General features: G+C 67.6%; 24 protein-coding genes. 10 read left to right on the top strand and 14 right to left on the bottom strand.

The window, feature by feature from the left end; all coding sequences use genetic code 11:
* Positions 1 to 53: 53 nt before the first annotated feature.
* Positions 54 to 533, top strand: coding sequence for a winged helix-turn-helix transcriptional regulator (locus ACZ75I_RS02340; RefSeq protein WP_472958651.1), 480 nt, complete (start codon positions 54 to 56; stop codon positions 531 to 533).
* Positions 534 to 644: 111 nt separating this feature from the next.
* Here the strand turns inward: ACZ75I_RS02340 and ACZ75I_RS02335 are convergent, their stop codons facing one another.
* A complete protein-coding gene (locus tag ACZ75I_RS02335; protein WP_180866820.1) occupies positions 645 to 824 on the bottom strand; it encodes a lana protein in 180 nt (59 codons plus the stop codon).
* 143 nt (positions 825 to 967) lie between these two features.
* Positions 968 to 1,339: a classical arabinogalactan protein 4 gene (locus ACZ75I_RS02330; protein ID WP_180866822.1), complete on the bottom strand. Its 372-nt coding sequence runs from the start codon at positions 1,337 to 1,339 to the stop codon at positions 968 to 970.
* Between the two features lie 140 nt (positions 1,340 to 1,479).
* Between ACZ75I_RS02330 and msrB the strand changes: the two genes are divergently transcribed.
* The 5 genes from msrB (at position 1,480) to ACZ75I_RS02305 (ending at position 4,715) form a co-directional block, all read left to right on the top strand.
* A complete protein-coding gene (msrB, locus tag ACZ75I_RS02325) occupies positions 1,480 to 1,947 on the top strand; it encodes a peptide-methionine (R)-S-oxide reductase MsrB (RefSeq protein ID WP_005415117.1) in 468 nt (155 codons plus the stop codon).
* Between the two features lie 90 nt (positions 1,948 to 2,037).
* Complete coding sequence (gene motA, locus ACZ75I_RS02320) at positions 2,038 to 2,892, top strand: flagellar motor stator protein MotA (protein WP_005407915.1); 855 nt, start codon at positions 2,038 to 2,040, stop codon at positions 2,890 to 2,892.
* Between the two features lie 3 nt (positions 2,893 to 2,895).
* Positions 2,896 to 3,834 (top strand): flagellar motor protein MotB, encoded by a 939-nt coding sequence (motB, locus tag ACZ75I_RS02315; RefSeq protein ID WP_308141428.1) that lies wholly within the window; start codon positions 2,896 to 2,898, stop codon positions 3,832 to 3,834.
* Positions 3,835 to 3,931: 97 nt separating this feature from the next.
* Positions 3,932 to 4,426: a hypothetical protein gene (locus ACZ75I_RS02310; protein ID WP_049440119.1), complete on the top strand. Its 495-nt coding sequence runs from the start codon at positions 3,932 to 3,934 to the stop codon at positions 4,424 to 4,426.
* 13 nt (positions 4,427 to 4,439) lie between these two features.
* On the top strand, positions 4,440 to 4,715 hold the full coding sequence (locus ACZ75I_RS02305; RefSeq protein WP_180866828.1) for a DUF4031 domain-containing protein: 276 nt from the start codon (positions 4,440 to 4,442) through the stop codon (positions 4,713 to 4,715).
* A gap of 94 nt (positions 4,716 to 4,809) precedes the next feature.
* On the opposite strand, the gene ACZ75I_RS02300 is transcribed toward ACZ75I_RS02305, so the two are convergent.
* Positions 4,810 to 5,352, bottom strand: a complete 543-nt coding sequence (locus ACZ75I_RS02300; RefSeq protein ID WP_061478630.1) for a DUF6630 family protein — start codon at positions 5,350 to 5,352, stop codon at positions 4,810 to 4,812.
* 90 nt (positions 5,353 to 5,442) lie between these two features.
* On the opposite strand from ACZ75I_RS02300, the gene ACZ75I_RS02295 reads away from it, so the two are divergent.
* A complete protein-coding gene (locus tag ACZ75I_RS02295) occupies positions 5,443 to 5,691 on the top strand; it encodes a DUF3297 family protein (protein ID WP_005415112.1) in 249 nt (82 codons plus the stop codon).
* Between the two features lie 148 nt (positions 5,692 to 5,839).
* Here ACZ75I_RS02295 and ACZ75I_RS02290 read toward each other — a convergent pair whose 3' ends face one another.
* From ACZ75I_RS02290 to ACZ75I_RS02280, 3 genes are all read right to left on the bottom strand, one after another.
* Positions 5,840 to 7,489 (bottom strand): Na+/H+ antiporter, encoded by a 1,650-nt coding sequence (locus tag ACZ75I_RS02290; RefSeq protein WP_472958650.1) that lies wholly within the window; start codon positions 7,487 to 7,489, stop codon positions 5,840 to 5,842.
* 117 nt (positions 7,490 to 7,606) lie between these two features.
* Positions 7,607 to 8,395 carry a dioxygenase family protein gene (locus ACZ75I_RS02285; RefSeq protein WP_472958649.1) on the bottom strand — a complete coding sequence of 263 codons (789 nt, stop codon included), beginning with the start codon at positions 8,393 to 8,395 and terminating at the stop codon, positions 7,607 to 7,609.
* Positions 8,396 to 8,426: 31 nt separating this feature from the next.
* The gene (locus tag ACZ75I_RS02280; protein ID WP_472958648.1) at positions 8,427 to 8,837 is read right to left on the bottom strand and encodes a DoxX family protein; all 411 of its coding nucleotides are present in this window, start codon (positions 8,835 to 8,837) and stop codon (positions 8,427 to 8,429) included.
* 96 nt (positions 8,838 to 8,933) lie between these two features.
* Between ACZ75I_RS02280 and ACZ75I_RS02275 the strand changes: the two genes are divergently transcribed.
* A complete protein-coding gene (locus ACZ75I_RS02275; protein ID WP_472958647.1) occupies positions 8,934 to 9,815 on the top strand; it encodes a LysR family transcriptional regulator in 882 nt (293 codons plus the stop codon).
* Between the two features lie 37 nt (positions 9,816 to 9,852).
* Here the strand turns inward: ACZ75I_RS02275 and ACZ75I_RS02270 are convergent, their stop codons facing one another.
* On the bottom strand, positions 9,853 to 12,915 hold the full coding sequence (locus tag ACZ75I_RS02270; protein WP_472958646.1) for a bifunctional diguanylate cyclase/phosphodiesterase: 3,063 nt from the start codon (positions 12,913 to 12,915) through the stop codon (positions 9,853 to 9,855).
* A 176-nt stretch (positions 12,916 to 13,091) separates the two neighbouring features.
* On the opposite strand from ACZ75I_RS02270, the gene ACZ75I_RS02265 reads away from it, so the two are divergent.
* Entirely contained in the window at positions 13,092 to 15,203 is a 2,112-nt protein-coding gene (locus tag ACZ75I_RS02265; protein WP_472958645.1) for a M13 family metallopeptidase, read from the top strand.
* A gap of 110 nt (positions 15,204 to 15,313) precedes the next feature.
* Here the strand turns inward: ACZ75I_RS02265 and ACZ75I_RS02260 are convergent, their stop codons facing one another.
* Complete coding sequence (locus tag ACZ75I_RS02260) at positions 15,314 to 16,243, bottom strand: oxygenase MpaB family protein (RefSeq protein ID WP_472958644.1); 930 nt, start codon at positions 16,241 to 16,243, stop codon at positions 15,314 to 15,316.
* A 309-nt stretch (positions 16,244 to 16,552) separates the two neighbouring features.
* Here ACZ75I_RS02260 and ACZ75I_RS02255 point away from each other — a divergent pair, with 309 nt between their 5' ends.
* Positions 16,553 to 17,167: a hypothetical protein gene (locus tag ACZ75I_RS02255; protein ID WP_005415104.1), complete on the top strand. Its 615-nt coding sequence runs from the start codon at positions 16,553 to 16,555 to the stop codon at positions 17,165 to 17,167.
* Between the two features lie 39 nt (positions 17,168 to 17,206).
* Here ACZ75I_RS02255 and ACZ75I_RS02250 read toward each other — a convergent pair whose 3' ends face one another.
* The 6 genes from ACZ75I_RS02250 to ACZ75I_RS02225 all read right to left on the bottom strand — a co-directional run bounded on the left by ACZ75I_RS02250 (position 17,207) and on the right by ACZ75I_RS02225 (position 24,133).
* Entirely contained in the window at positions 17,207 to 17,551 is a 345-nt protein-coding gene (locus tag ACZ75I_RS02250; RefSeq protein WP_472958643.1) for a hypothetical protein, read from the bottom strand.
* Between the two features lie 34 nt (positions 17,552 to 17,585).
* Positions 17,586 to 18,356: a LytR/AlgR family response regulator transcription factor gene (locus tag ACZ75I_RS02245; RefSeq protein ID WP_134968927.1), complete on the bottom strand. Its 771-nt coding sequence runs from the start codon at positions 18,354 to 18,356 to the stop codon at positions 17,586 to 17,588.
* The gene (locus ACZ75I_RS02240) at positions 18,346 to 19,605 is read right to left on the bottom strand and encodes a sensor histidine kinase (protein WP_061478621.1); all 1,260 of its coding nucleotides are present in this window, start codon (positions 19,603 to 19,605) and stop codon (positions 18,346 to 18,348) included. Before ACZ75I_RS02240 ends, ACZ75I_RS02245 begins: the two co-directional genes overlap by 11 nt.
* A 164-nt stretch (positions 19,606 to 19,769) precedes the next feature.
* The gene (locus ACZ75I_RS02235; protein ID WP_472958642.1) at positions 19,770 to 21,419 is read right to left on the bottom strand and encodes a M28 family metallopeptidase; all 1,650 of its coding nucleotides are present in this window, start codon (positions 21,417 to 21,419) and stop codon (positions 19,770 to 19,772) included.
* Positions 21,420 to 21,786: 367 nt separating this feature from the next.
* On the bottom strand, positions 21,787 to 23,439 hold the full coding sequence (locus ACZ75I_RS02230; protein ID WP_472958641.1) for a CsgG/HfaB family protein: 1,653 nt from the start codon (positions 23,437 to 23,439) through the stop codon (positions 21,787 to 21,789).
* A 16-nt stretch (positions 23,440 to 23,455) separates the two neighbouring features.
* Positions 23,456 to 24,133, bottom strand: a complete 678-nt coding sequence (locus tag ACZ75I_RS02225) for a hypothetical protein (protein ID WP_005415096.1) — start codon at positions 24,131 to 24,133, stop codon at positions 23,456 to 23,458.
* Positions 24,134 to 24,176 lie beyond the last annotated feature (43 nt).

Genomic DNA, 24,176 nt, shown 5'->3' with positions numbered 1-24,176 from the left:
GAAATCAACCGGCAGGATGTTCTCCTGCAATTCATTCCCCAAGGTTGACGGCCATGGCCACCCGTACCCGCGAACTGGACAAGATCGACCGCAAGATCCTGCGCATCCTGCAGGCCGAAGGCCGCATCTCCTTCACCGAGCTGGGCGAGCGGGTCGGCCTGTCGACCACGCCGTGCACCGAGCGCGTGCGCCGCCTGGAACGCGAAGGGGTGATCGCCGGCTATCACGCCCACCTCGACCCGGCCGCGGTAAAGGCCAGCCTGCTGGTGTTCGTGGAGATCAGCCTGGCCTACAAGTCCGGCGACATCTTCGAGGAATTCCGCCGCGCCGCGCTGAAGCTGCCCAACGTGCTGGAGTGCCACCTGGTGTCGGGCGACTTCGATTACCTGCTGAAAGCACGGATCAGTGAAATGGCCTCCTACCGAAAGCTGCTCGGCAGCACGTTGCTGACACTGCCGCATGTACGTGAGTCGAAGAGCTACATCGTGATGGAAGAGGTGAAAGAGACGCTGAGCCTGCCGATTCCGGATTGAAGCTGGGAACCGGTTGGGGTCAGAGCCCGCTGCGCGGGATCCGACCCCGGTCGGCATCTGGCAAGGGGTCGGATCCCGCGCAGCGGGCTCTGGCCCCGGTCATGGCGACAGTCAGCGCTGCTGCGGATGCTTCTGCGTGCGCTGTTCCTGCTGCTTGCCGCCCTTGTGCGGCGGCTGCGGCTCCATCCGCTGTTGTTGCTGTTGCTGCTGCGGGTTACGGCCCTGCGGTTCCTTGCCGGGATGACGGTTCTGCTGGTTTTTCATGGTCGCGATCCAGTGGACGGAGGACATGCGGCGGCGGAATGCCGGCGCAGGGCCACGGTGGTCCCGCAACGGTTAATCGCAGGCGAAAAAGCAGTGATCGACTGGATGCTGTTTTCGCGCGTTCAGCCCGCTCAGCGTCAGCCAGCAGCCAACCTTGGTGGCACCAGGACTCAGCGCTTGATCTGCTGCCCATCACCGGCCGGCACGCTGTCGTAATAGCGGCCGGTGCGCGAATCGAACACGCGGTTCGGGCCGGCCGGGCGCACGCCCGGAACGATGCGGCCATTGCGGTCATAGACCTTGTCGGCCGGCTTCGGCGCCGGCGCCGGCGCGACCCGGGCCGGACCGGTGGACTTGATCGGCTGCGCCGGCTGCGGCGACGGCAGCACCTGCGGTTGCGGGCGAGCGGCCTGTGGCGGTGGTGCCACGGGCTGCGGCGCCACGGTGGTCGCGCTGCGGGTCGCAGTCGGATCGGCGGTCGGCACCTGCGCCAGCACCACGATGGGCAACAGGGCCAGCAGCAGGGGAAGGATCGGTTTCATGGCACGCTCCGGCGTGGATCGCGTTCACCTTGCGCCTGCCCCTGTGTGCCGCCCCTGAACGGCCATCACACTTGCAAGGTCGCGTCTTCACCCCCACGTTTTCCGCCATCCCCAGGCCATCGACCCCACGGAGCGCCGCCATGACTGCCTTCGACCTGACGCCCCCCACTGCCACCCAGACCGAGGCGCTGATCGCCGGCCTCAGCAGCGAGGAGCGCCGCGTGCTGCTGCAGCACGGCACCGAGGCGCCGTTCTGCGGCGTGTTCCTCGACAACAAGCGCGAGGGGGTCTACTGCTGCAGGCTGTGCGCGCTGCCGCTTTTCCGCTCCAGCACCAAGTTCGATTCCGGCACCGGTTGGCCCAGCTTCTTTGCGCCGTTTGACCCGGCGCACGTGCGCGAGATCCGTGATACCAGCCACGGCATGGTGCGCACCGAGATCACCTGCGCGCGCTGCGGCAGCCACCTGGGCCACGTGTTCCCGGATGGTCCGCCGCCCACCTACGAGCGCCACTGCCTGAACTCCGTCTCACTTTCGTTCACCGGCAATGGCGAGCCCTGGCCCGATCCGTTGCAGCGTGGCGGCGCCGAAAGCGGCGTTGCGGGCTGAAACACCCCGCTGACCGATTTCACAGATTCCCTCTTCAGAAAACCGGGCGACGGGCCGACAAGGAGATATCCCCTCTCCTTGCGTCGCCCCATGCTCATCATCGTTGGATTCCTGGTCGTCATCATCAGCGTGATCGGGGGCTACCTCGGTGCCCACGGCCGCCTGGGTGCCCTCTGGCAGCCCTACGAACTGGTCATCATCGGCGGCGCCGCGCTCGGCGCCTTCCTGGTCGGTACCCCGGCCAAGACGGTCAAGCAGACCCTGCAGGCCATGGTGGGTGTGTTCAAGGGCCCGCGCTACAAGCAGCAGGACTACATTGATGTGCTCAGCCTGCTCTATGAACTGCTCAACAAGGCCCGCCGCGAGGGCTTCATGGCGTTGGAAGACCATGTCGAGCGCCCGGCCGAAAGCGCGCTGTTCGGCAACTACCCCAAGGTGCAGGCCGACCACCACCTGATCGACTTCATCACCGACTGCCTGCGCCTGATGATCGGCAGCAACATCGAGCCGCATGAGCTGGAGCCGCTGCTGGAACTTGAGCTGGAAAAGCACCACGCCGAAGCCATGGCGCCGTCGCAGGTGCTGACCAAGGTCGCCGACGGACTGCCCGGTTTCGGCATCGTGGCCGCGGTGCTGGGCATCGTCATCACCATGGGTTCGATCGGCGGCGACATCGTCGAGGTCGGTGGCCACGTGGCCGGTGCGCTGGTCGGCACCTTCCTGGGCATCCTGCTGGGCTATGGCTTCGTCGGCCCGATGGCCGCCGCCATGGAAGCGCGCGCCGAGCAGGACAGCCGCATCTACGAATCGGTCAAGACCGCCCTGCTGGCCTGCCTGCGCGGCTACAACCCGAAGATCGCGCTGGAATTTGCCCGCAAGACGCTGCCGTCGAACGTGCGCCCGGCCTTCTCCGATTTCGAGCAGCACCTGAAGACGGTCAAGTAAGCCATGGCCGAGACCAAGCCCACCGTCATCGTCCGCCGGGTCAGGAAGGCCGGCCACGCCGCCCATCATGGTGGTTCGTGGAAGGTGGCCTATGCCGACTTCGTGACCGCGATGATGGCGTTCTTCCTGGTGCTGTGGCTGATGGCCACCACCAACAAGAACGACCGTGCGGCCATTTCCGAGTACTTCCGCAACCCCAGCCCGTTGAGCGGTCAGAGCGCCACGCCGGCGCCCGGCATGGCCGGCCCGGGCGGCGCCAGCACCTCGATGATCAAGCTGGGCGGTGCCACCGACATTTCGCGTGGCAACAGCAACGACCCCTTCCAGAACCAGAAGGAAGCGGTACCGCAGCCGGTGGACCAGCAGCAGCGCGACAAGCAGCAGCTGGAAGCACTGATGAAGGAGCTGCAGGAAGCGATCAGCAGGAGCCAGGCCCTGGAGCCGTTCAAGGACCAGCTGCTGCTGGACCTGACCCCGGAGGGCCTGCGCATCCAGATCGTGGACAAGCAGAACCGGCCGATGTTCGACCTCGGCAGCGCCACGCTGAAACCGTACACGCAGCAGATCCTGCACGAGCTGGCCAACTACCTGAACCACGTGCCGAACCGGATCAGCCTGACCGGCCACACCGACATCACCGCCTATTCGGCTGCACGTGGCTACGGCAACTGGGAACTGAGCGCCGATCGTGCCAATGCCGCCCGCCGCGCGCTGGTGGACGGCGGCCTGGAGGACAACAAGATCACCCGCGTGGTCGGCCTGTCTTCATCGGTGCTGTTCGACAGGGCCGACCCGCAGAACCCGATCAACCGCCGCATCAGCATCGTGGTGATGACCCAGGCCGCCGAAGCGGCCGCCCTGGCCGGCGCCGGCCCGCAGGTCGGGCTGTCGGCGCCGACCGCCGACCCGGACGTGCAGGCCGCGCAGGGTGAGGCGCACTGAACCGGGGTCAGATCCCTTTCCCGTGGAAAGGGATCTGACCCCACCTGCGCGCGGCCGCTACAATGGTGGTCTTTCCGTTTCCAGGTGACCCCACCCCATGTCCCAGTCCTCCAAGGCCAAGCGTGACAAGCGCAAGAAGCAGCAGGGCAAGCGCCCGTTCCTGCGCCTGAATGCCCAGCAGCAGGTGCAGAACCATGCCGTGCTGACCAACGAAGACGGCCAGGTGGTCGCCGCCATCGGCCTGCAGGGCCGCGAATGGCTGCTGGCCATTGGTGGCCAGACCATGGGCAACGCCGAGAACCCGGTGCCGATGCTGGCCATGCTCAAACACCTGTCCAACGTGCAGGAGAAGGAAGGCCGCAAGGTCAACCTGGAGTACTCCGAACTGCTGCAGAAGCTGCTGGACACCCTGGCCGCTGAATCCGGCCAGACCGCTGACGAGTATCTGGACAAGCTGGTGTCCGAGTTCGAGACCGTGGAAGCCGAAGAAGGCGAAGAAGCCGCTGAGGCCGCCGAAGGCGATGTGGTTGAAGCTGCTGCCGACGCCGAGGCCACCCCGGCCGCTGACAGCGACAGCAAGCCGCAGGCCTGAACCGGCCGCGGCGGTGACGGTCTACGTCGATGACGCGGTGCATCCCTGGCGCGGACAGCGCTGGGCGCACCTGATGGCCGACACCCTGGCCGAGCTGCACGCGATGGCGGCGCAGCTCGGCATCCCCTCGCGGGCCTTCCAGAACAAGGCCAGCGGTGCCCATTACGATGTCACGGTCGAGCTGCGCGCGCAGGCGATCGCGCTTGGCGCGCGAGCGATTTCCCGGCACACCGAGCGCGAGCTGGTCAAGGCGGTGATCGCCAACGCCCGGGCGCAGTACCGGCCGTAGGCTCGGCTGCCGTGTGCCTCCTTTAGTGCCGAGCCGATGCTCGGCTGCTCTACGCGAAATGCAGCCGAGCGTGGGCTCGGCTCTACAGGCCCGCTCAGAACGGGTCGCTGCCCAGCCGGATTTCCACGTTCAGCAGCGAGCACAGCGCCAGCATCGCGTCGTCGTCACGGGTCAGCGCCATCACGCCGGTGAAGCCGTCGCTGCCGGCATCCACGCTCCACAGCGTGTAGTTGTGCTCGCGCAGGCGGTCGAAGGCGGTGGCCATCAGCTGCACGCCGTCCAGGCCTTCGGCAAAGTCCTCGTCGTCCAGGTCGCCACCCCAGTCCAGCTGCAGGTTGAAGCGCGCCGACAGCTCGTTGACCGCCGACTGCAGCGATTCCAGGTCGTCGCGCTCCACATCGAAACCGGACTGCCAGGCGATGGCGGTGAACAGCGCCGGCAGCCAGTCGCTGTCCGCTTCCAGCGGCTGCCCGTCCTCGGACAGGTGCTCGCGCCAGCGGTTGAACTGCTGCAGGGCCAACTCTTCGTCGCCCGGGTTGATCAGCACCAGCAGGTTCCAGACCCGCGCCTCGAATCCATCCTCGTCGAAGTCGTGGATGTCTTCCTCGAAGTCGAAATAGTCGCTGTTGTCGGGCATGGCGGAACGTCCTCTGGGGCAGGCCGGCATTCTACGGTTTATCCTGTGCCGCTGAAGCCGGCCTTGGTGGCCGTCACTGTGAATGAAGCGATGAGCGATACCCCTCCCGACCACCTGGCGATCAACCCGGCCAGCCCCTTCCATGATGCACAGGCGCTGGAGCGCGGCGTCGGCGTGCGTTTCAACGACGTCGAGCGCGACAACGTCGAGGAATATTCGGTCAGCGAAGGCTGGATCCGCGTGCAGGCCGGCAAGGCCCGCGACCGCCGCGGCAATCCGATGACGATCAAGGTCAAGGGCAAGGTCGAGGTGTATTTCCTGGACCAGAAGCCGGAATAACCGGCACCGGCATGTAGAGCCGAGCCTGTGCTCGGCTGCTTTTCGTTCCGGGTTCATGACGCCTGAAGCAAGCGCAGCCGAGCATGGGCTCGGCTCTACATGCCAGGGCGGAATCCGCGTCAGCGTCTGCAACGCCCGGTCCCAGGCGTCATTCGCGCTTGCGCGATTCCAGCAGGTCCAGGTTGCGGATCAGGCGCCGCGAGATCTCGTCGGAGATCACCCCGCGCCGGGTCAACCGGAACAGTTCCTCGCGCTCGGCATTGAGGCCGGCGCTGCGCAGCTGGCGGTACCCCAGCTCCATGCGCCGCACCTTCTCCGGGTCCACGTCGGGCCCGTCGTTATCCTTCTCCAGGTGCCGCTGGTACAGCAGGCTCACCCGCGAGGCAGCGTCGTTGTACAGCTGCACGTTCTCGGTGTTCTGGTTCATCACCAGCTGCTGGCGCATGCGCTCGACCCCGGCCAGCGCGGCCTTGGACGACAGCCGGCGTGCCAGGTCCTCTTCCTTGCGCTCGCCCGAATCGGCCGGCAGCTGCAGGCCCTTCAGCAGCTGCGGCAGCGCCACGCTGGCGCCGACCAGCGAGAACAGGATCACCGCCGCGGCCAGGAAGATCACCAGGTCGCGCGCCGGGAACGCACTGCCATCAGGCAGGAACAACGGCAGGGTCAGCACGCCGGCCAAGGTGATCGCGCCGCGCACGCCGGCCACCGAGGTCGCCACCACGATGCGCCAGTTCGGTGCCTCGCCGCGTTCCAGGCCTCGGCGACGTGCACGCAGCAGGTTCCAGCGCAGCGACAGCCATACCCACAGCAGGCGCAACAGGATCAGTGCCAGGTTGATCACCACCACGTACACCAGCAGCCACCATGCACTCTGGTGGCCGGACTCGTTCATGGTGGTGGTGGCGCGTTCGACGATGCCGGGCAGCTGCTCGCCCAGCAGCACGAACATGATGCCGTTGAAGCTGAACTGCAGCATGTTCCAGACGCCCGCGCGCTGTACGCGCATGCTGCCGGAGACACGGCCGGTCAGCTCGACGTAGCTCATCGCGATGCCGGCCGCCACGGCAGCCAGGATGCCCGAGGCATGGATCTCTTCGGCCAGCAGATAGGCCGCGAACGGGATCAGCAGGTTGACCAGCATCGCCGCACCCGGTTCCTCGCCGAAGCGGCGCCACAGCCAGCGCTGGAACGTGGACACGCCGAGGGTGACCGCCACGCCCACGGCCAGGCCGGCCACCGCCACCCACACGAAGGTCAGCGAGGCCGTGGCCAGCGAGAAGGAACCGGTCATCACCGCCGCCACCGCGAAGCGGAAGCAGACCAGGCCGGACGCATCGTTGAGCAGCGACTCGCCTTCCAGGATGTGCATCAGTCGCTTGGGAATCGGTGCCCTGGAAGCGATCGCGCCGACCGCCACCGGATCGGTCGGCGAGACGATGGCCGCCAGCGCAAAGCACACCGCCAGCGGCATCACCGGAATCATCCAGTGGATCAGCAGGCCGGCACCGATGACGGTGAACACCACCAGGCCGAACGCCAGTTCGAGGATCGCGCCCTTGTCGCGGAACAGGCCCTGCTTGGGGATGCGCCAGCCATCAAGGAACAGCAGCGGCGGCAGGAACAGCAGGAAGAACACTTCCGGCTCCAGCGCGTGGCCGCGGTTGAACACCCCGGCGATGACCGCGCCCAGGCCGATCTGTACCAGCGGCAGCGGCAACGAGAACGGGAGGACGCGAACCAGGTAGCCGCTGGCGACAACGGCCACCAGCATCGCCAGGACGACTTCAATGGTATGCATGCTTCTTCCAGGAAGCGGCGCGCGGGGAGGCTCGAAGGCCAGCGCCGGAAACCCGGAAAAAACTACCACATGCGGCCATGAGCGCGACGGCCGGGGCGGTCGCGCGTCAGCCCCGGCTCATGCCCCGTCGAAGCGGTACAGGTCCATGGCGAGGAAGCCGGCGTCGATGCCGGCATCGATGCGCCGCGCACCGAAGCTGTCCTCGCCGGCTGCGCCCATCGCGAAGAACAGCGGCAGCAGGTGCTCGTCGGTCGGGTGCGCGCGTTCGGCGAACGGCGCCTGCCGGCGGTAGTCGAACAGGGCCTGGCGATCATCGGCGGCCAGGCGCTGCTCGACCCATTCGATGAAGGGCCGCACGTACGGCGCTTCCTTGCCGTCCTGGTAGTCGCCCCAGTCGTGCAGGTTGTGGGTGATGCTGCCCGAGCCGACCAGCAGCACGCCCTGCTCTCGCAGTGGCGCCAGCGCGCGGCCCAGCGCGAACTGGTGCCCGGGGCCGAGCAGCGGCTGGATCGACAGCGGCACCACCGGGATGTCGGCTTGCGGGCGCAGCAGCCGCAGCGGCACCCACGCGCCATGGTCGAGGCCACGCTGAGGGTCGAGCGCCACCGGCAGGCCGGCAGCGGCGATGCGACCGGCCACTTCTTCGGCCAGCGCCGGATCGCCCGGCGCCGGGTACTGCAGTTCGAACAGTGCGCGCGGGAAGCCGCCGAAGTCATGGATCGTCGGCGGCTGCGGATGCGCGCCGACCTGCGGCTGCCGGCCCAGCCAGTGCGCCGAGGCCATCACGATGGCGCGCGGGGTTGGCAGATCCTGCGCCAGCTCGGCCAGGCGCACGCCGACCTGGCCCGGATGCAGGGCGGTCATCGGCGAACCATGGGAGATGTACAGCGAAGGCAGGCGGGACATGGAATCCTCCGGTTGCAGGGTCAGGCGGCGATCAGAGCGAGCGCAGGGTCCACTTGCCATCGCCGACCAGGAACAGCACCACCAGCGCCAGCGCCCAGAACGCCGGGTATTCCCAGCCGCCGCCGGCATTGGCGAAACCGAAGCCGTTGGCGCCGTGCACGGTGACGATGGTGCCTAGCAGCAACGGGACGCCGGCCAGGCCCACCCAGCGCGCGTAGATGCCCAGCAGCAGCGCAGTGGTGATCACCAGCTCGGCGCCGATGGTGAGGTAAGCCAGCACGCCGGGCAGGCCCAGCGATTCGAAAAATGCCGCCGTACCGGCCGGGGTGAATACCAGCAGCTTGATCAGCGCATGGACCAGGAACAGCACGCCCAGGGCCAGGCGCAGCAGGGTGGCACCGTACGGGGCCAGCGGCGAGACAGGAGCGGTCGTGGTGTGCATGGCAAAGCACTTTGAAGGGAGTGGAGACAGGTTATTGCGCCTTTACGAGCCGATAAATACGATCGCTTGACCGTATTTATTTCAGAAGACGCAACAATGGACACCCTCGAGGCGATGCGCGTGTTCGTAGCGGTGGTCGAGCGCAACGGCTTCAGTGCCGCGGCACACGCCCTGGACATGTCGACCGCCGGCGTCACCCGCCAGGTCGCTGCACTGGAAAAGCGCCTGTCCACCCGCCTGCTCCACCGCACCACGCGGCGGGTCAGCCCCACCAGCACCGGCGCCGCCTATTACGCCCAGTGCGTGCGCCTGCTGGCCGAGTTCGACGCGCTGGAGGCCAGCATCGGCGCGCAGGCGCTGGAACCCTCCGGCACGCTGCGCATCAACGCACCGGTCAGCTGGGGCATCGCCCGCCTTGGCCCGTTGCTCGCCAGCTACCGCGAGCGCTTCCCGCAGGTGGAACTGGACCTGGCCCTGTCCGACCGCCTGGTGGACATGGTCGAGGAAGGCTACGACGTGGCCATCCGCATCACCCGCGAGCCGAGCCCGGCGCTGATCGCGCGCCGGCTGGGCGAATCGCGGGTGAGCCTGTGCGCGGCGCCGTCCTACCTGGCTGCACGAGGTACCCCACAGACGCCGCAGGACCTGCAGAATCACGCGTGCCTGAGCTACAGCTACTGGGCCGCTGGCGACCACTGGCCGCTGCAGGGACCCGGCGGTGAAGTGAAGGTGGCGGTGAACAGCCTGCTGCACGCCAACAACGGCGACGTGCTGCGCGAAGCGGCGATCGCCGGCATGGGGGTGATCCTGCAACCCGACTTCCTGCTGGAAGACGCGCTGGCCGATAGCCGCCTGGTGCGCGTGCTACCGGAATGGGAGGCCTCGCCGATCGGCATCTTCGCGGTGTATGCCAGCCGTAGCCACCTGGCGCCGAAGGTGCGCAGTTTCATCGACCACCTGGTGGAGGCCGGGGTGTAGCCGAGTCTCGCGCTGGCCGGCAAATACGAAGCCCCGATCAGGCAGGGACTTCATCCAGCGCGTCGATGATCCGCTCCAGCGGCGCCGGCCGCCCCAGCAGATAGCCCTGCACCTGGTCACAGCCGTGCGCGGCCAGCCAGTCCAGCTGCCCCGGCGTTTCCACGCCCTCGGCGATGATGGTCAGGCCCATGCTGTGCCCCAGCGACAACAGCGCGCGGCAGATCGAGGCATTGCGTGGGTTGGTTTCCACGTCGGCGACGAAACTGCGATCGATCTTCAGGATGTCCAGCGGCAGGTGCTGCAGGTAGGACATGCTGGAATAGCCGGTACCGAAATCGTCCAGCGACACGCGGATGCCCTGCTCGTGCAGGCGTTGCATGGTCTGCATCGCCTGCGCCGGCTTGCGCATCAGGCTGCTCTCGGTCAGCTCCACGTGCAGTGCGCCGCGGGCCAGTCCGAACTCCTGCTGGACGCGGGTGAATTCGGCCACCAGGTCGCTGTTGAAGAACTGCACTGCCGACACGTTGACCGCGATCGGCAGCTCGCCCCAACCGGCCTCGACCAACCGCCGCTGTGCCTTCGCCGCGGCGCGGATCACCCAGCGGCCCAGTGCCAGGATCAACCCGGTGTCCTCGCACAGCTGGATGAACTCGTTGGGCGGGATGAAGCTGCCATCGGCCTGCGGCCAGCGCAGCAGGGCCTCCAGCGCGGCCGGGCTGCCATCGCTGGCGTGCCGGATCGGCTGGAAGTACAGCTGGAACTCGTTGTCGATGGCGGCGTGGATACGCCCGGCCAGGCGCAGCCGGTCGGCCAGCCGCGTGGTCACTGCCGCATCGAACCAGACCACCACGTTGCCCTCGGCACGCGCCGCGTGCGCGGCCTGTGCGGCCATGCCGATCACCTGCTCGGCGCTGTGGCCGTCACCGGCAGTGTGCACGGCCACACCGATGCGCGGTTCGAACTGGTGCAGTGAATCCTTGCCACGCATCGGCGCTGACACGATCTGCAGCAGGTCATCCAGCACGCGCTGGGTATCGTGCTCGGCCCCGATCGCGAACACGAAGTCTTCCGCCGGCTGGAATGCCAGCGTGCCGCAACGCGCCCCCAGTCCACCGAGCCGGGTCGCCATCGACTGCAGTACCGCATCGCCGATCTCGCGGCCCAGCGTATCGGCCACAAGCTGCAGGCCACGCAACTGCACGAAGGCGATGGTGTAGCCCCGCTGCTGCTCGTCCAACTGTTCGGTCAGGGCGCGCACGTTGAGCAGGCCAGTGGCCGGGTTGTGCCGTGCCCGATAGGCCAGGTCACGCTCGTAGGCCAGCCGTTCGCTGACATCCTCGGCCAGCACGAGGCACGCCGGCTGTCCATCGAAATCGAGTTTGGACAGGTGTGCGCGCACCTCGAACACACTACCGTCCTTGCGCCGGTGCAGGCGCACGGTCGCGTCCGGAGGATCGCCCACCTGTGCGCGCTGGATGGCACCACGCACTTCGTCCCAGCCTTCGCGCGGGCGGATGTCGAGGATGCTCATCGCCAGGAACTCGTCGCGGCTGTAGCCGTACTGGCGCACCGCAGCGTCGTTGACCTCGATGAAGCGCAGCGTATCCGGGTCGAACACCCAGAACGGTGCAGGATTGCGGTCGAACAGCAGCCGGAAGCGCCGTTCCACTTCGCTCACCTGCTCGCGCGCCTGGTAACGCTCGCTCAGGTCGGTCAGCGCGCCGATCATGCGCCGCTCGCTGTCGGCCACTTCCACCCGCTGCCCACGCGCGCCCACCCAGCGCACCTCGCCCCCGGGCAATACCAGGCGGAACACCTGGTCGAGCACGGCGCCGCCGGCGAATGCCTGGTCAAAGGCATGCTGCAGGCGCGCGGCATCGTCGCGGTGCACGCGTGCGAAGAAATCGGCCACCGGCAGCGCATCGGTCTGCACGCCAAAGATCTCGCGCGCCAGCGGCGACCAGCGCAGCAATGCGGCGTCCTCATCCACGTACCAGGTACAGACACGACCGACCTGGTGCGCAAGACGCAGCTCGGCGTGGCCTGTTTTCAGCTCCTCGGCCATCGCCTGCTGGCTGCGGGTGCTGCGCCGCACGGCGTACAGCAGCACCAGCAACACCGCGATGTAAGCCAGTACGATCGCCACCGACGCCTGCAGGTACGGCCACCACGGCGCCAGTACGTCTTCGTCGGCCAGGCCGACCTGCACCGCCAGCGGGCTGTGTTCCAGCGTGCTGATGGTCATGATGCGCGGTACGCCGTCGACCACACCCGGCACGCTGCCCAGCTCGACCACCGCCTGCGTGCCGAGCAGGTCACGGCGCGGCAGGCCGTAGCGGCGGCCCACCGTGCCGTGCGGATCAGGCACGCGGGCCAGCATGTAACCCTCGGCATCGCTGATCGAGACCAGTCCGTTGGGGCCGACATCGAGGCCGCCGACGATGCGTTGCAGTTCGCCACAGCGCAGCCGTGCCAGCAGCCAGCGTTCGCCGGCCATCGGCAGCGCCAACGGCACCACCCAACCGCCATCGCTGGCCCGCTGCGGCGGGCCGATGTACAGGGCGCTGCCCTGGCCACGACGCTGCGGGTCGGTCCACAGCGGCAGCTGCAGGTCGCCCTCGCCGGCCGTCAACGGTCGGCCATGGCGGTCGAGCACGGCGATGCTGTGCAGTTCGGCATGCCGGCCCAGCACCCCGCCGATGGAGGCATCCATCAAGGCCGGCGCCTGCGCCGGCACGCTGCGGAACAGCTCGGCGGCGTCGGCGGCGATGCCGGACATGGCGCGCTCCAGGTTGCGCAGTTCCAGCGCCAGCAGGCGCTCGCTGCCCACCGCCAGCGCCCGGCTCTGCCGCTGTGCCGCTTCCAGGCGGCGGTGGTAGTCATTGACCAGCATGAGGGTCAGGCCGGTTACCAGCAGCACGCCCAGCAGCACTCCGCCCCAGGTAATGGCGCGCAGCGGGCGGGCCAACGCGCGTTTCAGCGCGGGCATCGGCGGGTGTTCCTTGTGCAGTCGGCTGGCTTCATGCGCGAACGAATCCTCCACGTCCCCGACCTCAACGGCCGGTGGACGCCATTCTTGACGCCTGACCCGCCCCCGCATGGCCACCTCCCCGTGTCCGCGCAGGGCTCCAGGGTCCAGCATGCACCACCCCGGTGACGGCGTGAAGATCGCGTCTGCGCGTTCAGCCAGATCCTGCACAGGACGGGCGGCGCAAGGACGCGGCCAGTGGCGCCGGAGCGGATTAGACTTGGGGTTTTCCGCTGCAAGAGAAGTCCATGTCCAAGCTGCGCCGTCCCACCCTGGCGCTGGCCATCGTTGCCAGCCTGTCCCTGGCCGCCTGTGACCGCCCGGCCGAACCGGCCGCCGGTGCCACCGCGCCGGCCGATGCCGCCCCCGCTGCGGCCAAGCCGATGCTGGGCAGTTTCGGCTTCGATGCCAGCGGCATGGATCGCAGCATCGCCGCCGGCGACGACTTCTTCGGCTTCGCCAATGGCACCTGGGTGAAGAACACCGAGATTCCGGCCGACCGCTCGCGCTTCGGCAGCTTCAACGTCATTGCCGAGAAGACCCTGGCCGATACCCGCGCCATCCTTGAAGGGGCGGCGGGCAACACCAAGGCCAGCGGTGACGACAAGCTGATCGGCGACTACTACGCCGCCTACATGGACGAAGCCGGCATCGAGCAGCGCGGCGTTGCACCCGTGGAGCCGCAGCTGAAGGCGATCGATGCGATCGCCGACAAGGCCGGCCTGGCCCGCGCCCTCGGCGGCGACCTGCGCGCCGACGTCGACCTGCTCAATGCCACCAACTTCTACACCGACCGCCTGTTCGGCCTGTGGGTGTCGGTGGACCTGCTGCAGCCGGACCGCACCGCGCCGTACCTGGTGCAGGGCGGGCTGGGCATGCCCGACCGCGATTTCTACCTGGGCGGCGGCCGCATGGCCGAGCTGCGCAAGCAGTACCAGGCCTACATCGCGCAGATGCTGCAGCTGGCCGGTGTGGCCGATCCGGCCGGCAAGGCACAACGCATCCTGGCGCTGGAGACGAAGATCGCGCAGGCGCATGCCACCCAGGAAGAAACCAATGATGTGACCAAGGGTGCCAATCCGTGGACCCAGGCCGACTTCAACGCCAAGGCGCCGGGCATGGACTGGAACGCCTTCCTCGACGCGGCCGCGCTGGGCAAGCAGCAGGACTTCATCGTGTGGCAGCCCAAGGCCGTGGCCGGCCTGTCCAGGCTGGTCGCCACCGAGCCACTGGAGGTGTGGAAGGACTACCTGGCCTTCCACGCGCTGGACCGTGCCGCCGCCTACCTGCCGAAGAAGTTCGCCGATGCCCGCTTCGCCTTCCATGGCACCGCGCTGAGCGGCACGCCGCAGCAGAGCGACCGCTGGAAGCGCGCCGTCGATGATGCCAACCATGCCGTCGGCGAAGCCATCGGCAAGCGCTATGTCGAGAAGCACTTCGACGCGAAGACCAAGGAACGCGCGGACGAGATGGCAAAGAACATCATTGCCGCCTTCGCCAAGCGCATCGACGCGCTGTCGTGGATGTCGCCGCAGACCAAGGCGAGCGCCAAGGCGAAGGTGGCCGGCCTGACCGTGGGCATGGGCTATCCGGAAAAGTGGCGCGACTACACTGGCCTTGAGATCCGCCGTGATGACCCGCTGGGCAATGCGCAGCGCGCCGAGCTGTTCGAGTACCAGCGCAACATCGCCAAGCTGGGCAAGCCGGTCGACCACAGCGAGTGGGCGATGCTGCCGCAGACCATCAACGCGATGAACGTACCGCTGGAGAATCGCCTGGTGTTCCCGGCCGCGATCCTGCAGCCGCCGTTCTTCGACGGCGCCGCCGACGACGCGGTGAACTACGGTGCGATCGGTGCGGTGATCGGCCACGAGATCAGCCATGGCTTCGACAACGCCGGTGCGCTGTTCGATGAAACCGGCAAGCTGCACAACTGGTGGACCGCCGAGGACCTGAAGCAGTTCAACGCCGCCGGTGATGCGCTGGCCGCGCAGTTCAGCAGCTACGAGCCGTTCCCGGGCGTGCATGTGAACGGCAAGCTGACCCTGGGCGAGAACATTGCCGACGTGGCCGGCCTGGGCACCGCCTACGATGCCTACCAGCTGTCGCTGCAGGGCAAGCCGGGCCAGACCCTGGAAGGCTTCACCCCGGACCAGCGCTTCTTCCTCGGCTTCGCCCAGGCGTGGCGCAGCAAGAGCCGCGAGCAGGCGCTGCGCAACTCGCTGCTGACCGATGTGCATGCACCGGGTCAGTTCCGCGCACTGACCGTGCGCAACATCGACGCCTGGTACCCGGCATTCGAGGTGAAGGAAGGCCAGAAGCTGTACCTGGCCCCGGACAAGCGGGTCAAGGTGTGGTGATGTAACCGGAACGGGCGCCGCAAGGCGCCCGTTTCACTTGCGGGTAGCTGCCAACCTTGGTTGGCGCTTCCGCGGCACCGCGTGAAAGGCGTGCCAACCAAGGTTGGCACCTACCAGGCAACTGCGGGCCACTCGCGCAGGATCTCCACCGGCGCGCCCATGCGTGCACAGGCGCGACTGGCCAGGCCATCGGGCAGTGCGCGGCGGAACAGCGGCGCCATGCCCTGCATCAGCTTCGCAGACGCCGCCGCCTGGGCGCGCTGACGGCCACTGCGTTCAAGCATGCCTTCGGCCCAGTCCGGCAGCAGCGCCGCGCCCGCACCGAGGAACACCTCGCGCGACAGCCCCGGCACCGGTACCGGCAGGCGCACGCCGGACAGCACCTCCAGCACCTCGCGCGAGCGCTCATCCACACGCAGCTCCGGCTGACGTGCACAGAAGTACGCCGCCACTTCCGCTTCGCTGCGCGGCACATCCACCGCGCCCAGTGCCTCGGCCACGCAACGGTACTCGTCGTAATAGCGATCGGCGATGTGCGCCGGCACCTCGCGCCCGTAGCGTCGGAACCCCTGCAGGAAACCGAAGGCTTCGGTCACGTGCACCCAGGTCAGCAACTGCGGATCGTCGGCGGCGTAGGGCTCGCCCTGCGCGGTCTGGCCGCGGATCTGCGCATGGATGCGGCGCACCCTGGCCACCAGCGCCTCCACCTCGCCGCTGGGCGCATAGCTGGTGCCGGCAACGAAGGCCGTGGTGCGGCGCAGCCGACCCACCAGGTCCTGGCGGAAATTGGAGTGGTCATAGACCCCGGCCAGCGCGCGTGGGTGCAGGGTCTGCAGCATCAGCGCGCACAGGCCACCGGCGAGCATCGAGGGAAATTCGGCGTGCAGCCGCCAGGTGACGCTGTCCGGCCCGAACCAGCCCGGGTCGCCCTGCGGATGGTCGTAGTCGATACCACCCTGGCCGCGCGGGAAGGCGTCCAGTACCCAGCGTCGGATCGGCGCGGTGACGGGGCGGGAGAGTCGCTGCAGCAAAGCCGGCATCACAGGTCCAGGAGAGGCGGAAGAACAGTCGCGTCTTGCGCGGTTGGCTCCGATTCTCGGCGATCACGCCTCCGGCGGCGAGCCTCCCCGCTCAGCGACGGTTTCATGTGCGGCCGCAGCACGTTTCACCCTGCGACATCCTGTCGCAGGCCGCGACTGCGATGCTGCATCGCACCAATTTTCACTCCCGCCGGTCAAACCCTTGCGCCGCTTGGCATTGCCCCCATTGCACGGCTCGCTGGAAGTGCTAGAACTGGATCCGCCACACCGTCCAATGCTGATCGACGCACGTTCCACAAGGAGCCAGCCATGATTGCCTTGTTCAAGGGTTTGGGAATTCTGCTTCGCGACAACGAGCTCTACAGCAGCCCGTTCGACAAACAGGTGGCGCACTGGCGCAACCTCAGCGAGCAGCAGATCCGCGATGAAGTGGCTGTGCTGGCCCAGGCCAAGTGCCAGTGGCTGATCGCCTCGATCGTCGGCTGGCAGGCGGCCTCGCTGCTGATCCTGGGCCTGATCGCCAACTACCTGTGGCGCGACGACTTCCATATCACCTTCACCCGCGTGGTGATCGTGTTCGGCTCGTGGGTGTCGATCCTGTTCGTGATCTGGTTCATGGCCAACATGTTCGATCAGCAGGCCGGCTTCGAGCGCTGGATGAAGGCGTTCAACAGCCGCGCCCGCATCAGTTCCAAGGCCGACAGCGTGGAGCACGTGGCCGAGGCGCTGGACCTGGCCGAGCACTACCCGGAAGTGCTGGACTACAAGCAGGCGGTCACCGCCAAGCGCGAACTGCGCCACGAGGACATCCGCATCATGACCGAGATCGGCCGGATGAAGCAGCACTCCGAACTGGTCGGCCGCCTCAACCATGTGGGCGAGACCGAGCACCATCACGACCTGACACTGCAACCTGCCTACTGAGCCTTCAGGGAAGCGGGGGGACCCACACTGCCACCGTGATCACTCACGGTGGCAGTGTTCTATCCGGTCCTGGCTGACGCACTGGCGGAAGCCGTCGGGTAGCCCACGCATGGCCTCGGTCTTGCCTGCTGCAACGGCGAACCGGCGCAGCGGCGGTGTGGTGCACGCGGCATCGGTGCTGCACGCTGGGTCCAGCACCAGGTGATGGCAGTGGCCACTGCTGCTGGCAATGCACTGGAAGCGCGCCTCGCCATCGACCACCGTACTCTTGCTGTACAGCGTGTCCACGCCGTTGGCATGGGTGCGGGTGATCGAGGTGTTGCGGGATTTTTCGCAGCTGGCCAGTGCCAGCACGGCAACGCACGCAATCAGCAGACGGGACATGTTCATTCCTCGGTGCAGGGGGATGCGGCTGCGGCTACATGCCGCGGAACAGGCTCATGAACGGCTGGCTGACCACCAGCGTCTCCGTCCGCCCGCGCAGGCGCAGCACGCCGCGCCCGGTATCGTCGCGGCTGACCGCCGCCACTGCCTTCATGTTGACGATGGTCGAACGATGGATCTGGCGGAAGTGCTGCGCATCAAGCACTTCCAGCAGCTCGCGCAATGGCGTGCGCAGCAGGCTTTCGCCGCTGGCGGTGACCACGGTGGTGTACTTGTTGTCCGCGCGGAAGTACGCCACGTCTTCCAGCATGATCAGCTGCGTCTCGCGCCCGTTGCTGGCGGTGATCCAGGCCAGTGGCGGGCGCTCGGCTGCGCCCTGCGATGGGCCCAACCGCTGCAGCAGGCGCTCCAGCACGGCATCGTCCTGGCGCGTCGATGGCAGCCGCGACAGGATGCGCTCGCGGGTGGCCAGCAGGCGCTCGTCGCTGACCGGCTTCAACAGGTAATCCATCGCGCCCTGCTCGAACGCATCGATGGCGTACTGGTCGTAGGCGGTGACGAACACTACCTGGGTGCGCGGGCTCAGCTCGGACAGCGAGCGTGCCACCTCGATGCCGCTGATGCCAGGCATGCGGATATCGAGAAAGGCGATGTCCGGCTGCTTCTCGGCCAGCTGCTCCAGCGCGCTGGCGCCGTCCTCGCACTCGGCCACCAGCTTCAGGTCCGGCCACAGCCGGCGAAGTTGCTCCACCAGCGACTGCCGCAGCAGTTCTTCGTCTTCAGCGATCAGTGCCTCAAGCGGCATGGCTGCGCTCCTTGTGCGACTGCGGCAGGGTCATGGTCGCTGCCACGCCGCTGGGGAAGTTGGCGACGATCGCTACGCCGGCCTGCTCACCACAGGTCAGGCGCAGGCGCTCGCGCAGGTTCTTCAGGCCGATGCCGGTACCACTCGTGCCCTGGCCGAAGCCGAGCCCATCGTCGGCCACGGTCACCGTCACGTGGTCGTCGAAGCCGCGCGCCAGGATCCAGATCGTGCCTCCGCCGGGCTTGGGTTCAAGGCCATGCTTGATCGCGTTTTCCACCAGCGTCTGCAGCGCCATCGCCGGCAGGTGCACGCCATGCAGTTCGTTGGGCACCTGCACTTCCACCGCCAGCCGTGCGCCCATGCGGATGCGCAGGATCTCCAGGTAGGCGCGGGTGCGTTCCAGCTCCACGCCCAGCGTGGACACCGATTCGTCCACCTGTGGCAACGAGCTGCGCAGGTACTGGATCAGGTGGCCGAGCATCTGCTCGGCCCGTGCCGGGTCGGTGCGGGTCAATACCTGCGCGTTGGCCAGCGTGTTGTAGAGGAAGTGCGGTTCCACCTGCGCATGCAGCAGGTTCAGCCGCGCCACCGACAGTTCCTTTTCCACCTGGGTCTGTTCGGCCGCAGCCTGTTCGTCGCGACGCTGGTCGGCGACGCGGCGACTGATCGCACGGGTGACTGCTTCGGCGTTCTCGAAGTTGCTGCCCTCGTCCAGCGCCAGCAGGTCGGCCCACCAGCCGGCATCGGGTTCGAACAGCAGGGTAACGGTGCTGGTGCCCTGCCCCGGCGTGACCGTTGCCAGCACGCTGTTGCGCTTGATCGCCAGCCGCGCAGGCAGGTTCCAGCGCGATGGCTGGCGGCCATTCCAGAGATCGACCCGGCGCACATAGGCGCGCACCTGCAGGCTGCCGGCCGAGCTTTCCACGTCTTCCACGCGGGGTAGTTCGGAGATTGCCGCCTCCACCACCGAGAAGGCGTGGCCGGCGTCCATCGGCAGTTCGATCTGGCGGCGCTGGCGACCGGACAGGGTGGTGGCGTCCAGGCGACCGGCCACCAGCCAGACCCGGCGGATATGGGTGATGGCACTGCCCAGCGCGGAAATGATCAGGAACATCGCCAGCAGGCCGAAAATCCAGCCTGGGCCATCGTTCATGCCACTGAAGATGCCGCTCCAGACCATTCCAGCGACGAACAGCGCCGCAGCCCAGGCCAGCAGGTGACGGAACAGGAGTGAAAGGCTGGCGAACACGGCGGCGCCTTGGAGGAAGGGGGTGAGCCGAGCATAGGGCGGCCCGCCGGGCAAGCAAGCGGGCTGCGACGAAGGGCCCGAAAGCGGGGATGGAAGCCTTCAGTGCAACGCCGGGCATGGCCCGGCGCTACCAGGGCTGGCGGGGCAGCGCGCCCCGCATTCCCTTATTTGCGCTGGTCGGCGCTGGCGTCGCGTACGGCGCGGAACGACTCGTCCTTGCTCCAGTTCGGCCAGGCACGGGAGTTGGCCAGCTGGTTGCCCAGCGTGTACAGCACTTCCAGGTCGCGGGCGGCACCGGCGAACACCCAGTCCGGCTGCCATTCGTCGCCCTGCTGGTGGTAACGCTTGGCGGTGTAGTCCTCGGAGGCTTTCTTGCCTGCGGCGACGCCACCGTCCACCCAGTCCTGGCCGGCCGACCAGGACAGCGCCGGCACGCCACGCTTGGCGAACGGGAAGTGATCGGAGCGGAAGAACAGGCCCGCTTCCGGCTTCGGGTCCGGCGTGTAGCGGATGTCCCAGCCCTTGGCCACGTCCTTCAGTTGGTCCAGCAGCTCGAAGCGCGCGGCGCCGTAGATGCCGAAGTCACGCGACGGGCCGAACGGCGCCATGCCGTCCATGTTGATCACCGCCACGGTCTTTTCCAGCGGGTACAGCGGATGGGTGGCGTAGTACTCCGACCCCAGCAGGCCCTTTTCCTCGGCGGTGACCGCCAGGAACAGCAGCGAGCGCTGCGGGCGCTTTTCCTTGGCGAAGCCACGGGCAAGCTCGATCAGCGAGGCGGTACCGCTGGCGTTGTCCAGTGCGCCGTTGAAAATGCGGTCACCGCGCGCGTCCGGCTCGCCCACGCCGATGTGGTCCCAGTGCGCGCTGTAGATGATCGTCTCGTCCGGGTGGCGGCTGCCTTCCAGGCGTGCGGCCACGTTGTGCGAGGTGATCACTTCGGTCTTCACCGCGTACTTGGCGTCCAGGCTGGCGCCGGTCAGCGGCACCGGGGTGAAGTCGCGCTGCTGCGCCTTCTTCTTCAGCGCCTCGAAGTCCTGCCCGGCGGAGCGGAACAGCTCCACGGCCAGGTCGCGCTGGATCCAGCCTTCCAGCAGCGGGTGGCTTTCGGCCGGGTTGTCGCGCACCACGTCGAACATGGTGTTGGTGTTGGAACCGGCAACGGTGGCCCAGCCATAGGAGGCCGGTGCGGTCTCGTGCACGATCAGCACGCCCAGTGCACCCTGGCGCGCGCCTTCCTCGTACTTGTAGGTCCAGCGGCCGTAATAGGTCATGCCCTTGCCGTCGAAATCACCTTGGCCGGTCTCGAAGTCCGGATCGTTGATCAGCACGACGGCGATCTTGCCCTTCAGGTCCACGCCCTTGAAGTCGTCCCAGTTGCGCTCCGGCGCTTTCACGCCATAGCCGAGGAACACCAGCGGGGCCTTGCTGATGTCGACGTTGCTGGCGCCGTTCATGGCGGCGCGCACGGCAATCTGCTTGCCCTGCTCCAGCGGCACGGTCTTGCCGCCCTGGTGCAGCGCCAGCTGCGGTGTGCCGACGATATCGCCCTTGCGCAGCGGCACAGCCTGGGTCCACAGGCGCTTGCCGTCCTTCAGGTCGCCGCCCGGCTGCAGCCCGGCATCGGCGAACTGCTTGCTGAGATAGGCGATGGTCTTCTCTTCGCCGGCGGTGGCCGGGGAGCGGCCTTCGTAGGCGTCGGAGGCCAGTTCCTTGACGTCGGCGGAGATCCGCGCGCCGTCGAATTTCGGGGTGGCGGCCATCAGTGCGCTCGACACTGACAGGGCCAGCACGCCCAGTGCTACTCGCTTCATTGCTCTCTCCAGCAGGGAAATCTCTCTGGAGTGTAATGGGATTCGGCAGGGCTGCGCCCTGCACCTGCCGATGCCAGGGCAACAGCAACAGCAACAGCGACAGCGACAGCGACAGCAGAAGCAGGCATTCGGTGGGATGGCGGGGTGGGTCCGGTTGCGGGGGACGCCGTAGACCCGTCCTTGGGGGCTTGGCCGCGGCATCCATGCCGCGGACACCCCCGCAACCGGACCCACCCCGCCTTCGACAGCTTCCCGCTGCTGTTGGTGGGGTGTCGGCCTTGGTCGACACGAACGGAAACAAGAAGGGGTCAGATCCCTTTCCCGGCAGGAAAGGGCTCTGACCCCATCTGTGTGTTGCTTGGGCGTGTTACCAGTTCGGGTCTTCGGCCGGGGCGGCAGCAGGCTTGGGCTTCGGCTTGGCCACCGGGCGCGCGGCGGTAGCCGGTGCTGCCGAGGCCGTTGCGCCAGCAGCAGCGGCAGCCGGCTTGCTGCCCAGCTTCTGGCGCAGTTCGATCTGGCCCGGACGGAAGCCGCCGCGCATCGCGTCAACGCCATCTTCGATGGTGCCGTACGAGGTCTGCGCAGCCACGCGGTCGATGCGGATGGTGCAGCACGGGTGTTCGCTGCGGCCCAGCGAACGGCCGGTCTGCGGGTCCTTCAGTTCCTCGCCCAGGCGCACGGCCTGCCAGCGCTGGCCGGCCTGCACGGTGTCACCGCCCTGGCTCAGCACCACCTGGTCACCGTCCACCGACACCACCGATACCGGGAACAGCGTGGTGACGATGCTGGTGCCGATCTGGCCGGACAGCGATTCCATCATCGCCGCGGCCATGTTGCGGCCGTTCACCACACGCGGCAGCGTGCTCGGGCCGGTCGAGGCCAACTGGTGGTCGAAGCTGTCGGACATCACCACCTGGCCGGTGGTGGCGTTGACCAGGCGCAGGGTGATGCGGCCGCCACCGGAGTACGAGGTCACCTGACGGTCGGACATGCGCAGGTTGCGCACGCTGCGCGGGTACTCGAAGCGTTCGATGGTCGGGATCAGGATCAGGTCGGTCGCCAGCTGCTGGCCGACGCGGGCAGTGTCCTGCAAACGCACGTTGCCGCTGTTGATGTGGTCGATCTCGGCCTGCAGTTCGTCGCCGAACTCGCGATCCAGCACGATGAAGCGCTGGGTCTGGGTCAGCGTGTCGGACAGGCGTGCGCGGATCGCGTCGGCCACTTCATCGGCGCTCACGCGGCCATCGCCCACGGCATAGCTGCCGGCCTTGGTACGCGGCAGCGCGACCACGATCTTCGGCTTGCCCTGCTCGTCCGGTGCGCGGTACTGGGCGATCTGGGCACGCACGCGTACCTTCCAGTAGCTGCGCATGCTGCGGTGGGTCACGTCGGAATCGAACGAGCTTGCGCCACGCTTGGCATCGACGCTGACCTTCTCGTCGTAGCGCTCCTTGACACTGGCCGAGGCACCGCCGCCCTTGGCCGTGGCTTCGCCAGAGGCGCTGGCAGAGGCCGAACCCTTGAAGCTCCAGCCTTCATCGCTGGCGCGCACGCGGGCGATGGTTTCCTCGTCCAGCTGCCGCACTTCGTCCTGCGACAGGATTTCATAGCCCAGCACCGCGCCCTGCGAGCCGGCGATCATCTGCTGGGTGAACGCGTCGGCGCGGATATCGCCGACGTGTTCATCATCCACGTCCACATGCAGGCCTGCGCGCAGGCTCTGCATCTGGCTGGCCACGCGTACGCCGTTGACCTGCGCCACCGCCGACTGCAGCGCCGCCAGCACCGCCAGTTCCGGGGTGCTGCCGATGCCGTCGGCCTCGCGCGCGACCTGGGTGGTGCCGCCGAAATCCGGCGTGCCACGCAGGGGCGCGGCTTCCACCGCATTGCTGGCCAGTGCACTGGTTGCCTTGTCCTTGGCGGGTGTGGGCGCATCGGCGGCCGGGGTGTCCTGCTTGCCGCAGGCTGCAAGCAGCACGGCAGCCAGGCCCAGGCCGATCAAACGGGAGGTCGTACGCATGGAGTTGATCCTCGGATCAGATCGAGTCGAGCATCGAATCGGCGTTCGACGGCACCTTCACCTTGCTCTTCTTGGCGAAGGTCACGGCCGACTTGGTCGAGCCGTACAGGCCCTGGATGAAGCCCGGCGATTCCTTGGCCACCCATGCACCGGCAGCCAGCTTGCGGCCGACGGTGGCCATCTGGGTGGCGCCCAGGTTCTTCATGCCGGCGGTGAAGTTGCTGGCTTCGCCGCCCAGCTTCTGCGCTTCGGCAGCCGACGCCAGCAGCGAGACCAGGCCTTCGGCGTAGTGCTGCTTGGATTCAGCGTTCAGCTCCGGCTGCGCGGCCTGGCGCTCGTCGATCGCGGCCTGGGCGGCTTCGCTGACCGACACCGACTTCTTCATCGCATCGACGCTGACCGAACCCGACGACAGCGCCTGGCGCTCGGCTTCCAGCAGCTGCACCTGCTCGGCCAGGCCGAAGGCACGGGCGAACGAGGTCTGGGCCTGCAGCGAGTGCGACTGCGAGCTGACGAAACGACGCACCAGTGCTTCCTGCGCGGCTTCATCCGGTGCGGCGGCGCTGGAGGCGCTGCTGCTGGAGGTACCGGTGGCGGCGCCGGCCAGGTCCTTCAGCTTGCCCAGGCCAGCGTGCGCCGGCATCGACAGGGTGGCGGCCGCGATGGCCAGGACAAGAGCGGTATTGCGGATCATGTGAGAGTCCTTTGGGAGAGACGGCCGCGGTGCGGCACGTGGG

The sequence above is a fragment of the Stenotrophomonas sp. X genome, from assembly GCF_055721025.1.
Note: the sequence above shows the minus strand (reverse complement) of the source record. Positions and strands in the feature narration are given on the sequence as shown.

Bases quoted from the DNA above. Each gene is read 5' to 3' on its own strand.
- ACZ75I_RS02340 (WP_472958651.1), top strand. From the start codon at position 54: ATGGCCACCCGTACCCGCGAACTGGACAAGATCGACCGCAAGATCCTG.
- ACZ75I_RS02335 (WP_180866820.1), bottom strand. From the start codon at position 824: ATGTCCTCCGTCCACTGGATCGCGACCATGAAAAACCAGCAGAACCGT.
- ACZ75I_RS02330 (WP_180866822.1), bottom strand. From the start codon at position 1,339: ATGAAACCGATCCTTCCCCTGCTGCTGGCCCTGTTGCCCATCGTGGTG.
- msrB (WP_005415117.1), top strand. From the start codon at position 1,480: ATGACTGCCTTCGACCTGACGCCCCCCACTGCCACCCAGACCGAGGCG.
- motA (WP_005407915.1), top strand. From the start codon at position 2,038: ATGCTCATCATCGTTGGATTCCTGGTCGTCATCATCAGCGTGATCGGG.
- motB (WP_308141428.1), top strand. From the start codon at position 2,896: ATGGCCGAGACCAAGCCCACCGTCATCGTCCGCCGGGTCAGGAAGGCC.
- ACZ75I_RS02310 (WP_049440119.1), top strand. From the start codon at position 3,932: ATGTCCCAGTCCTCCAAGGCCAAGCGTGACAAGCGCAAGAAGCAGCAG.
- ACZ75I_RS02300 (WP_061478630.1), bottom strand. From the start codon at position 5,352: ATGCCCGACAACAGCGACTATTTCGACTTCGAGGAAGACATCCACGAC.
- ACZ75I_RS02295 (WP_005415112.1), top strand. From the start codon at position 5,443: ATGAGCGATACCCCTCCCGACCACCTGGCGATCAACCCGGCCAGCCCC.
- ACZ75I_RS02290 (WP_472958650.1), bottom strand. From the start codon at position 7,489: ATGCATACCATTGAAGTCGTCCTGGCGATGCTGGTGGCCGTTGTCGCC.
- ACZ75I_RS02285 (WP_472958649.1), bottom strand. From the start codon at position 8,395: ATGTCCCGCCTGCCTTCGCTGTACATCTCCCATGGTTCGCCGATGACC.
- ACZ75I_RS02280 (WP_472958648.1), bottom strand. From the start codon at position 8,837: ATGCACACCACGACCGCTCCTGTCTCGCCGCTGGCCCCGTACGGTGCC.
- ACZ75I_RS02275 (WP_472958647.1), top strand. From the start codon at position 8,934: ATGGACACCCTCGAGGCGATGCGCGTGTTCGTAGCGGTGGTCGAGCGC.
- ACZ75I_RS02270 (WP_472958646.1), bottom strand. From the start codon at position 12,915: ATGCGGGGGCGGGTCAGGCGTCAAGAATGGCGTCCACCGGCCGTTGAG.
- ACZ75I_RS02265 (WP_472958645.1), top strand. From the start codon at position 13,092: ATGTCCAAGCTGCGCCGTCCCACCCTGGCGCTGGCCATCGTTGCCAGC.
- ACZ75I_RS02260 (WP_472958644.1), bottom strand. From the start codon at position 16,243: ATGCCGGCTTTGCTGCAGCGACTCTCCCGCCCCGTCACCGCGCCGATC.
- ACZ75I_RS02255 (WP_005415104.1), top strand. From the start codon at position 16,553: ATGATTGCCTTGTTCAAGGGTTTGGGAATTCTGCTTCGCGACAACGAG.
- ACZ75I_RS02250 (WP_472958643.1), bottom strand. From the start codon at position 17,551: ATGTCCCGTCTGCTGATTGCGTGCGTTGCCGTGCTGGCACTGGCCAGC.
- ACZ75I_RS02245 (WP_134968927.1), bottom strand. From the start codon at position 18,356: ATGCCGCTTGAGGCACTGATCGCTGAAGACGAAGAACTGCTGCGGCAG.
- ACZ75I_RS02235 (WP_472958642.1), bottom strand. From the start codon at position 21,419: ATGAAGCGAGTAGCACTGGGCGTGCTGGCCCTGTCAGTGTCGAGCGCA.
- ACZ75I_RS02230 (WP_472958641.1), bottom strand. From the start codon at position 23,439: ATGCGTACGACCTCCCGTTTGATCGGCCTGGGCCTGGCTGCCGTGCTG.
- ACZ75I_RS02225 (WP_005415096.1), bottom strand. From the start codon at position 24,133: ATGATCCGCAATACCGCTCTTGTCCTGGCCATCGCGGCCGCCACCCTG.